General features: G+C 51.8%; 10 protein-coding genes. 7 read left to right on the top strand and 3 right to left on the bottom strand.

Annotation, left to right across the window (positions count from 1 at the left end; all coding sequences use genetic code 11):
- On the top strand, window positions 1-148 hold a 148-nt coding region (locus PROAA_RS06460; protein WP_186410554.1), incomplete at its 5' end, for a peptide deformylase.
- On the top strand, window positions 145-1,071 hold the full coding sequence (fmt, locus tag PROAA_RS06455; protein WP_186410553.1) for a methionyl-tRNA formyltransferase: 927 nt from the start codon (window positions 145-147) through the stop codon (window positions 1,069-1,071). The genes PROAA_RS06460 and fmt, both read left to right, overlap by 4 nt.
- Before the next feature lie 4 nt (window positions 1,072-1,075).
- Here fmt and gyrB read toward each other — a convergent pair whose 3' ends face one another.
- From gyrB to dnaA, 3 genes are all read right to left on the bottom strand, one after another.
- Window positions 1,076-3,544, bottom strand: coding sequence for a DNA topoisomerase (ATP-hydrolyzing) subunit B (gene gyrB / locus PROAA_RS06450; protein ID WP_186410552.1), 2,469 nt, complete (start codon window positions 3,542-3,544; stop codon window positions 1,076-1,078).
- Between the two features lie 50 nt (window positions 3,545-3,594).
- Window positions 3,595-4,710 (bottom strand): DNA polymerase III subunit beta, encoded by a 1,116-nt coding sequence (gene dnaN / locus PROAA_RS06445; RefSeq protein WP_186410551.1) that lies wholly within the window; start codon window positions 4,708-4,710, stop codon window positions 3,595-3,597.
- 210 nt (window positions 4,711-4,920) lie between these two features.
- Window positions 4,921-6,324 carry a chromosomal replication initiator protein DnaA gene (gene dnaA, locus PROAA_RS06440; RefSeq protein WP_186410550.1) on the bottom strand — a complete coding sequence of 468 codons (1,404 nt, stop codon included), beginning with the start codon at window positions 6,322-6,324 and terminating at the stop codon, window positions 4,921-4,923.
- A 245-nt stretch (window positions 6,325-6,569) separates the two neighbouring features.
- Between dnaA and rpmH the strand changes: the two genes are divergently transcribed.
- The 5 genes from rpmH to PROAA_RS06415 all read left to right on the top strand — a co-directional run.
- Entirely contained in the window at window positions 6,570-6,704 is a 135-nt protein-coding gene (gene rpmH / locus PROAA_RS06435) for a 50S ribosomal protein L34 (protein ID WP_186410549.1), read from the top strand.
- Window positions 6,701-7,096, top strand: coding sequence for a ribonuclease P protein component (gene rnpA, locus PROAA_RS06430; protein ID WP_245664189.1), 396 nt, complete (start codon window positions 6,701-6,703; stop codon window positions 7,094-7,096). Before rpmH ends, rnpA begins: the two co-directional genes overlap by 4 nt.
- Window positions 7,097-7,100: 4 nt before the next feature.
- On the top strand, window positions 7,101-7,310 hold the full coding sequence (gene yidD / locus PROAA_RS06425) for a membrane protein insertion efficiency factor YidD (RefSeq protein ID WP_186410548.1): 210 nt from the start codon (window positions 7,101-7,103) through the stop codon (window positions 7,308-7,310).
- 23 nt (window positions 7,311-7,333) lie between these two features.
- Window positions 7,334-9,031 (top strand): membrane protein insertase YidC, encoded by a 1,698-nt coding sequence (gene yidC, locus PROAA_RS06420; RefSeq protein WP_186410547.1) that lies wholly within the window; start codon window positions 7,334-7,336, stop codon window positions 9,029-9,031.
- Window positions 8,997-9,612, top strand: a 616-nt coding sequence (locus tag PROAA_RS06415; RefSeq protein ID WP_483771107.1) for a tRNA modification GTPase, incomplete at its 3' end; no start/stop codon positions are given. The genes yidC and PROAA_RS06415, both read left to right, overlap by 35 nt.

The following is a 9,612-nucleotide window of genomic DNA, read 5'->3' as shown; positions in this document are numbered from 1 at the left end:
AACCGTTGCTGCCGACGGTTTGCTTGCAGTCTGTTTGCAGCATGAAATAGATCACCTTCAGGGACGAGTTTTTGTGGAACATCTCTCGCTCCTCAAGCAGACACGCATCAAGGCCAAGCTGGTCAAGCAGTCGCGCATTACCGCATGAAGCTGGTCTTTGCCGGTACGCCGGTGTTTGCCGCCACCGTCCTGCGCGACATTATTGCGTCCGGACATCACGTGTTGTCAGTGCTTACACAGCCGGATCGGCCAACAGGTCGCGGTATGGCACTTCGTTCTTCGCCCGTTAAGGCACTCGCGCTGGCCTCAGGCATTGAGGTTCTCCAACCACATACACTGCGTGACTCAGCGGCACAGGAACGTGTGCGAGCCCTCGGCGCGGAGGTCATGGTTGTCGCTGCTTATGGACTAATCTTGCCGCAGGCGGTACTCGAAATACCCCGTTTCGGCTGCATTAATGTCCACGCGTCACTGCTGCCGCGCTGGCGTGGTGCTGCGCCGATCCAGCGGGCGATTCTGGCCGGCGATGCTGAAACCGGCGTCTGCATCATGCAGATGGAGGCCGGTCTGGATACCGGACCTGTCTTGCTTTCGGAAAAACTATCAATCGCCGAAGATGACACGGCCGGAACCTTGCACGACAAGCTAGCCATCCTCGGAGGTCGTCTTATCGTCGAGGCACTCGGTAAATTGCCCTTGCCGCCGAGCTTGCAGCCAGAAACCGGGGTGACCTACGCGTCCAAGATCGAGAAGGCTGAAGCACCACTTGATTGGCGCTTGCCAGCCACGCAGCTGGCCAGGCAGGTCAGGGCGTTCAACCCATATCCCGGCGCGACTGTCGGTCTGGATGGCAACACAGTCAAGGTTTGGCGAGCCGAGGCCCAAGCCGAAACCGGTGGATCGCCAGGCGCGGTTATTGCGGCCGACAAACGCGGTATCTTGGTTACTTGTGGCGAGGGTACGTTACGATTGACAGAGTTGCAAAAGGCTGGTGGCAAACGACTGCCCGTTAGCGCGTTCCTGACTGGAACCCCCATACTTCCTGGAGCAACCTTCGACAACCTGTCCTGACTGCTCAGACATCGATATTACGAGCTGCTTGGGCATTCGACTCTATGAAATTTCGCCTTGGTTCGACCAACTCGCCCATCAAGGTTGTGAATATTTCATCGGCACCGATCGCGTCTTCGATCTGAACCTTAAGCAGACGCCGAACCTTAGGATCCATCGTTGTTTCCCAGAGCTGCTCGGGATTCATCTCACCCAAACCTTTGTAGCGCTGCTTGCTGATGCCACGCTCGACCTCGCTGAGTAGCCAGCTCATGGTTTCGGCAAAGCTTGACACCGGCTGCTTCTTGTCACCACGGGCGACAAAACCACCGGCACCAAACAATCCCGCCATGATCTCCGCTGTCTTGCGTAGCTGCACGTAGTCTCCGCTGACCAACAGGTCTTCGTCGAGCACGCCGACTTTCAGGTTGCCGTGGAGTATTTTCTCGAGGCGCAACTGCCAGCGCTCCTTTACATCGTCATAGCGCGCAAAAATATGAACACCGATCTTCCTGCCGATAACGTTCATCAGAGCTTCAGCACTGGCCTTGGCGGACACTTCATCGTCCAAATCCATCTTCAGATTGGCTTCGATCAGGGCGTGCAGAACCTGTGGGTTGATCATGTGTGATAGGCGGTTGATGACCGCCTCTGCAAGAAGATACTCACGAGCCAACTCTTCGAGCGCTGGGCCAGAAATTTCCAATGCTCCAGCTTTAGGCGTCAGCGTGGCATCTTCAAGCGCGAGCGCCAATAGGAAATGGTTGAGTGCCTGATCATCCTTGATGTAGCGTTCTGATTTTCCGTGTTTGACCTTGTACAGCGGGGGCTGTGCAATATAGATATGACCGCCTTCGACCAACTCTGGCATTTGCCTGTAAAAGAAGGTTAGGAGCAAGGTGCGAATGTGGGCGCCGTCAACGTCAGCATCCGTCATTATGATCAGTCGGTGATAACGAAGTTTCTCCGGTTTGTATTCGTCCTTTCCGATACCCGTACCGAGCGCGGTAATCAAGGTCACGATTTCCTGTGAGGAAATCAATTTGTCGAAACGCGCCTTCTCAACGTTGAGTATCTTTCCCTTGAGCGGCAATATCGCCTGGAACTTTCGGTCGCGACCCTGTTTTGCAGAGCCCCCGGCCGAATCACCCTCAACTAGGTAAAGCTCGCACAGCGCTGGATCCTTCTCCTGGCAGTCGGCCAGTTTTCCCGGCAGCCCAACCCCATCCAGCAGCCCTTTTCGGCGTGTCATCTCACGTGCTTTGCGAGCGGCGTCACGTGCCCGTGCTGCCTCAACAATTTTGCCGGTAATGACCTTCGCGTCAAGCGGCCGCTCCTGCAAGAATTCGGTCAGCCTGGCCGCGACGACTTCTTCAACTGCCGGACGCGCTTCAGAAGAAACCAGCTTCATCTTGGTCTGTGAAGCAAACTTCGGATCCGGCATTTTTACCGAGAGCACACAAACGAGCCCCTCGCGCATATCATCGCTGGTGATGTCGACTTTGGCCTTTTTTGCGATATCGTGCTCATCAATGTACTTATTCAGTACACGCGTCATTGCTGCGCGCAAGCCGGTCATGTGAGTTCCGCCATCCGACTGCGGGATGTTGTTGGTGAAACACAGCACCTGCTCAGCATAGGTGTCGTTCCACTGCATCGCAACCTCGACACCAATCACGCCGTTCGGGGTGGTCGATTCACCTATTGAACTGAAAACATTAGGGTGCAGAACCGTTTTCGTCCGATTGATGTACTCGACGAAGCCTTTCACACCACCCAAAAAGGCAAAATCCTCTTCCTTTCCGGTACGTTGATCAAGCAGGCGAATTTTCACTCCATTATTCAGGAAAGAAAGCTCACGCAGACGTTTGGCGATAATCTCGTAGTGGAACTCGACTTGGCCAAAGATTTCTTCGTCGGCCATGAAGTGCACTTCTGTTCCACGCTTTTCCGTCTCGCCAATAACCTTGAGCGGTGACACTTCGACGCCATTCTGAATCTCTATCAAGCGGTCAACCGCAACGCCCCTATTGAAATCCAACTGATATTTTTTTCCGTCGCGCCGGATTGTCAGCCGAAGCCACCGGGATAACCCATTGACGCAGGAAACACCCACCCCGTGCAGACCGCCAGAAACCTTGTAAGAATTCTGGTTGAATTTTCCCCCGGCATGCAGCACGCACATTACGATTTCAGCGGCTGTACGTTTTGGTTCATGCTTGTCGTCGAATTTGACGCCTGTTGGAATACCACGACCGTTATCGGTTACAGAAACCGAATTGTCAGCATGAATCGTGATCACAATATCATCACAAAACCCCGCCAACGCTTCGTCGATAGCATTGTCAACGACTTCAAATACCATATGGTGCAGACCCGTACCATCGGAGGTATCGCCGATGTACATTCCGGGGCGCTTGCGAACAGCCTCAAGACCTTCGAGCTGCTGAATGCTCGATTCATCGTAAGCGTTCTGGCTATTCTCTTCGTTCATGCTTTATCCAATTTCTGTTTCACGTGAAACATACTTCAATCAATGATTCCTTAAATGCGCATTGGCATCACGACGTACTTGAATCGATCATTACCCGGAATCGTCAACAAAGCACTCGAGTTCGCGTCATTGAAACCCCATTCAACGGTTTCTACCGAAGTATTGTTCAGAACATCAAGCAGATAACCCACATTGAATCCGACGTCGATCGAATCGCCATTGTAGTCAACCTCGATTTCTTCCTGCGCTTCTTCCTGTTCGGCATTCGCAGCCATTATCTTCATGCTGCCTGCGGTGAGAACCAAGCGAACACCACGAAATTTCTCATTGGTCAGAATTGCAGCACGGACCATCGACTGCAATAACGCTGCACGATTTAGCACAACCACGTTCTTGAGGGTAGCCGGAATCACTCGCTCGTAATCCGGGAATTTTCCGTCGATTAACTTGGAAACAAGATTGACCTGCCCAAACTGAAAGCGCACTTGGTTCGCAGTAATTTCAATCAGTAAAGGATCATCGTTGTCAGCAAGCAAACGGTTCAGCTCAAGCACAGTCTTTCGCGGCAAAATCAGCTCCAGGCGGGGTGACGTCGGTTCGCCTCCTTCCAGCGGTATGCTCGCGTAAGCCAGTCGGTGGCCGTCGGTGGCTACGGCACGCAACTCGCTACCATCGACCAGAAGCAGCAAACCGTTCAGATAGTAGCGAACATCCTGTGAGGCCATTGAAAACTGTGTCTGTCCCAACAATTGGCGAAACTGCTTTTGTGTAGTCGAAATTTTCTTCTGCTCACCATCCGACAATGCCATACGAGGGAAATCATCGGCTGGCAAAGTCTGCAGAACAAAACGGCTCTTTCCGGCTCGAACCTGCAAACGCTTATCCTCAAGGTTCAAACTTACTTCTGAACTATCCGGCAAGGATCGAAGAATATCCTGAAGTTTCCGCGCGCCTACGGTTACCGCCCCATCACCATCGCCGACGGCGCCACCAGTCGAAGTAGTGATCTGGATCTCGATATCGGTAGCCACCAAGGTCAATATATCTGCCTTCTTCTCAAGCAACACATTCGACAGAATTGGCAGCGTATGTCTTTTCTCAACAATTCCGGAAACAGACTGCAAAGGTGTCAACAGTGCGTCACGTTGGGTTTTAATAAAAAGCATATATATAAATCCTATAAAGATAATATCAAAGACAACTTTAGGGATATAAACAATTTATCATTAATTATCATCTACTTAGAGCAAAAAAACAGACTGTAAAGGCTCTGTATCCTCTTGTGGATAAAAAAGAACAAGTTGTTAACACACTCGTAATTCAGACCTTATGCACTTATTGTTCACAGCCAATGCATGAACTTCTACATGTTTTCATTAGCCTTTCAATACCTGCAGCAGCAAGTGAACATCGTGGTTTAGCTCGTTATCCTTCCCACGAAGCATTTCAATTGTGCGCACAGCATGTAAAACGGTTGTATGGTCACGACCACCAAACGCCTCTCCAATAGACGGATAGCTTTGCGATGTTAGATTCTTAGCGAGCCACATGGCGACCTGTCGCGGGCGAACAATCTGGCGCGTACGCTTCTTTGAGAACAGGTCTGATACTTTGATCTTGAAGTAATCTGCGACTGTTTTCTGGATGTTTTCAACGGTAATCTGCCTATTAACTGCGCCAATCAGATCTTTCAGAGAGGTTTTCGCAAGATCAAGATCGATTTTCAGGCCATGGAAAGACGCGTAGGCAAGTACCTTTTTGAGGGCGCCTTCGAGTTCACGAACATTGGATCTAAGGTGTTTGGCAATATAAAAAGCGACTTCATCGTCGAGATCAACGTTTTCAACTTCTGCTTTCTTCTTCAGAATGGCGACGCGCATCTCGATTTCCGGGGGTTCGATCTGAACCGTTAGACCCCAATCGAAGCGGGTAATCAGGCGGTCTTCCAAACCAGAAATATCCTTCGGATACGTATCGCACGATATGACAATCTGCTTTTTTGCTTCAATTAGTGCGTTGAAAACAAAGAAGAATTCTTCCTGAGTCCGGTTCTTTCCATTGAAGAACTGCACGTCGTCAAGCAACAGCACATCAAGGGATCGATAGTAACGCTTGAAAGCATCAAACGATTTGGTCTGATAAGCACGCACCACATCCGAGTAATAATCCTCAGCATGTACATAACGAACAACTTTTACATGATTCTGTTCGAGAATACGATTGCCTATTGCGTGAATAAGGTGGGTCTTCCCAAGGCCGGCTCCCCCATAAATGAACAGCGGGTTATAGGCAGCGCCCCCTGGGTTAATTGAGACTTGTGCCGAAGCGGCTCGCGCCAGGTCATTAGCTTTTCCGACGATCAGGTTATCGAAGGTAAAACCGGAAATAAGACGAGTTGTTTCGTAATGAGAAGACTTCTTTTCCAGTGACCGAATCTGAGGGGCCAACGGACTACTTTTCAGTTTGTCGGGGTTTTCTGTTGGCGCAACTTGTTGCGTTGAGGACGACGGTGAGGGTTCATGGTTAACTGTTGTGCGCTCGCCCAGAATCAATGAAACCCTGACAGGTGTGGAGAAGAACGCACTCCCGAGTTCTTCAATACGAGTCAGGTAGCGTTCCTTTACCCACTTCAGAATGAAACCGTTGGGCGCAAGCAGGCGCATACCATTGGCGAAATCATCTTCACCTTCAAGTCGAAGTGGACGAATCCAAGTATTGAATTGCTGAGGCGGAAGTTCTTGTTCAAACTGGCTCAGGCAGGCGATCCAGAAACTACTCATGTTTGCAATCTACAATCTAATAGGATTCCGGTCAGGTGCTGGCTTGGAGAAAAAAATCGCTACTCGATTTCCTTTTCCAGCAGGTTTTTGAGCTTTTTAGGAAGGGATGATTCTAACCCTTCGGCTGAAAGTTATCCACAGCTCGCTCATATTGTTGGACCGGTGAACCTAATTGGTCTTGACAAAAGCAACCCTGACAATGTCTAATTGCCGACCTGCTTTGTAATGAATTCAAGGAACTACTCATGAAACGTACCTATCAACCCTCGGTTACACGCCGCAAGCGCACCCACGGCTTTCTTGTCCGTATGGCTACCCGTAGCGGTCGGGCTGTGATTCGCGCGCGTCGCGCTAAAGGCCGTCATCGTTTGGCCGTTTGAACGCCTCCAAACTGGCAGGCGAACATCAAGTTTCAAATTTCGCGTTCCCCAGGGACCAGCGTCTTATTCGAACGGATGACTATTCATCCGTTTTTGGTTTCAGGAAGGCGATTAGGAGCACTCATTTCCTGTTACATTACCGGACTAGGGTGGCCGAAGAAGTACCCGGTGCCCGATTGGGGCTAGTCGTTGCAAAACGATATCTGAAACGTTCGGTAGATAGAAACCTTGTCCGGCGACTGGCCCGAGAAAACTTCCGCCTCATGCATTGTCGCCTACGTTCGCGGGATCTGATTCTACGCTTGGCGGCAAAGCCGGAACCACTGGACCGGCGAGTCCTGAACGAAGAAATCCGGGGCTTGCTGGGCAAAATGATCTCACCCGAACGATGAGCCGATGAAATTGTTGCTGCTGGCACTGATTCGCATCTACAAATACGCAATCAGCCCTTTTCTTGGCCGTCGTTGCCGATTTTTTCCGAGCTGCTCGGAGTATGCAGCCGAAGCGGTGGAAAAACACGGGGCATTCAGAGGCACACGTCTTGTACTTGCACGCATATCCCGTTGCCACCCGTGGAACCCGGGCGGTTTTGATCCCGTACCCTGAAGTCTCAATTGCATAGGTCGTTCATGGATAACCGACGCCTGATCCTTTTATTAGTTTTTTCGTTCTCGCTGGTCATGCTCTGGGACGCCTGGCAAAAATACAACCAGCCCAAGGTGGCGGCTCAGATAGCCGCCGTTACCGTCGCCGCGGATGGTTCTCCTGTCCCGGTGCCGTCTGCAACACAAGCCTCTCCGGCAAGCCCTGTTTCTGTGCCAGTGGTTTCCGCCAAGTCAGCGGTTGCAGTGGGCGAAATCGTTAGCGTCAATACGGATCTCTTTACTGCCGATATCTCAACGCAGGGTGGGGATATCGTCGGCCTCGAGCTGAATAACTACAAGGCGATCGATGACAAGAAGAAGAAATTCTCGCTCTTTTCAGCGAAACACCAGTATGCCGCGCAAAGTGGTTTGATCGGTGAAAACCTACCAAATCACAAAACGAAATTCACCGTTGTTGATGGAAATCGTGAACTTGCGCCCGACGCGAAAACGGTCAAGCTTCGGCTGGAAGCGCCCGCTGCAGGCGGTGTCAAGGTAGCCAAAGTTTATACCTTCACCCGTGGCAGCTACCTGATTAATGTCGACTATGAAATTGACAATGGCAGTAACAAGGAATTATCCACGCATGCCTACTATCAATTGCAGCGCGATACGGTAGCGCCGGCAGGTGAAAACATGATGGTCAGCACCTTTACCGGACCCGCGGTGTACACGGAGCAGGACAAGTATCAAAAGATACCCTTCCCCGATATCGAAAAGGGCAAGGCCAAGTTCAATGCTATGGCCGATAACGGTTGGATAGCAATGGTGCAGCACTATTTTGTATCGGCGTGGATTCCACAGGAAAAGCTGTCACGCGAGTTTTATGTCCGTAATCTGGAGGGTGGGGTCAATCCGGCGGTTACGGCCGGCGTTATTGTCCCGATTCCGGTTGTCGCGCCAGGCGCTAAGATCACTCAGTCGACCTCACTTTTTGCCGGACCACAGATCCAGTCGAGACTCGAACAACTTGCCAAGCCGGTGGCGGATGGTGGTATCGATGCCCAGGGCCTGCCCTTGGTTGTCGACTACGGCTGGCTGACCATTGTTGCCGCCCCGATTTTCTGGTGTCTGGATTTCATCCACAAGATTGTCGGCAACTGGGGTTGGGCCATAGTCTTGTTAACGATTGGCATCAAGGCGATCTTCTTCCCTTTGTCCGCGGCCAGCTACAAATCGATGGCCAAGATGAAGGCTGTCACCCCTCGTTTGACAGCATTGAGGGACCGTTACGGTGACGACAAACAGCGTCTGAACCAAGAGATGATGAATCTCTACAAGACAGAGAAGATCAATCCGCTTGGCGGTTGCTTGCCGATTCTGGTGCAGATTCCTGTCTTTATCGCACTTTACTGGGCGCTACTGGGTGCCGTCGAAATGCGGGATGCGCCTTGGATTCTGTGGATTACGGATTTGTCCACGCAGGATCCGTACTACGTTCTGCCGGTGATCATGGTACTCACCATGATGATACAGACCAAGCTCAATCCGAAGCCGCCCGATCCCATTCAGGCCAAAATCACGGCGTATATGCCATTCATTTTCGGCGCCATGTTCTTCTTCTTCCCTGCCGGTTTGGTGCTGTACTGGGTGGTCAATAACGTCCTTTCAATTGCCCAGCAATGGCAGATCACCCGGATGATCGAACGTGGCGGAAAAGCCGCCAACGACGCCAAGGCCTGATTCCGGCCCGTACCCGGAGACCATCGCAGCTATCGCTACGGCTACCGGCCGTGGCGGCATCGGCGTTATCCGCATTTCCGGCGGCGGCCTGCTGGACTTTGCCCGCGCACTGAGTGGTAAACAGCTACGGGCCCGCCAGGCAACGCTGGTCGATTTTCGTGCGGCTGACGGTAGCTCAATCGACAGCGGACTGCTTATCTACTTCCCCGCCCCGTGCTCATTTACCGGCGAGGATGTTCTCGAATTGCAGGGACATGGCGGTGCGGTCGTAATGCAGATGCTGCTCGCCCGGTGCCTTGATCTAGGTGCTCGATTGGCCGAGCCAGGCGAATTTACCCGCCGTGCCTATCACAACGGAAAGCTCGACCTGGCTCAAGCTGAAGCGGTAATCGATCTGATCGATGCGGCCACTACAACGGCCGCGCGTAGCGCTGTCCGTTCACTGCAGGGCGAATTCTCGAACGAGGTCAATGTGCTGCTTGAGCAATTGATCGAACTGCGAGCATTGGTTGAGGCAACGCTTGATTTTCCCGAAGAAGAAGTCGATTTTCTCGAAGCGGCTGACGCCTATGGCCGCCTTG

Origin of the sequence: Candidatus Propionivibrio aalborgensis (assembly GCF_900089945.1) — a bacterium.
Taxonomy (GTDB): domain Bacteria; phylum Pseudomonadota; class Gammaproteobacteria; order Burkholderiales; family Rhodocyclaceae; genus Propionivibrio; species Propionivibrio aalborgensis.
This window is presented reverse-complemented; position numbering and strand designations above follow the sequence as displayed.

Excerpts from the sequence above, each read along its gene's own strand:
- yidD (WP_186410548.1), top strand. The coding sequence starts at position 7,101 with ATGAAATTGTTGCTGCTGGCACTGATTCGCATCTACAAATACGCAATC.
- dnaN (WP_186410551.1), bottom strand. The coding sequence starts at position 4,710 with ATGCTTTTTATTAAAACCCAACGTGACGCACTGTTGACACCTTTGCAG.
- dnaA (WP_186410550.1), bottom strand. The coding sequence starts at position 6,324 with ATGAGTAGTTTCTGGATCGCCTGCCTGAGCCAGTTTGAACAAGAACTT.
- fmt (WP_186410553.1), top strand. The coding sequence starts at position 145 with ATGAAGCTGGTCTTTGCCGGTACGCCGGTGTTTGCCGCCACCGTCCTG.
- yidC (WP_186410547.1), top strand. The coding sequence starts at position 7,334 with ATGGATAACCGACGCCTGATCCTTTTATTAGTTTTTTCGTTCTCGCTG.
- rpmH (WP_186410549.1), top strand. The coding sequence starts at position 6,570 with ATGAAACGTACCTATCAACCCTCGGTTACACGCCGCAAGCGCACCCAC.
- gyrB (WP_186410552.1), bottom strand. The coding sequence starts at position 3,544 with ATGAACGAAGAGAATAGCCAGAACGCTTACGATGAATCGAGCATTCAG.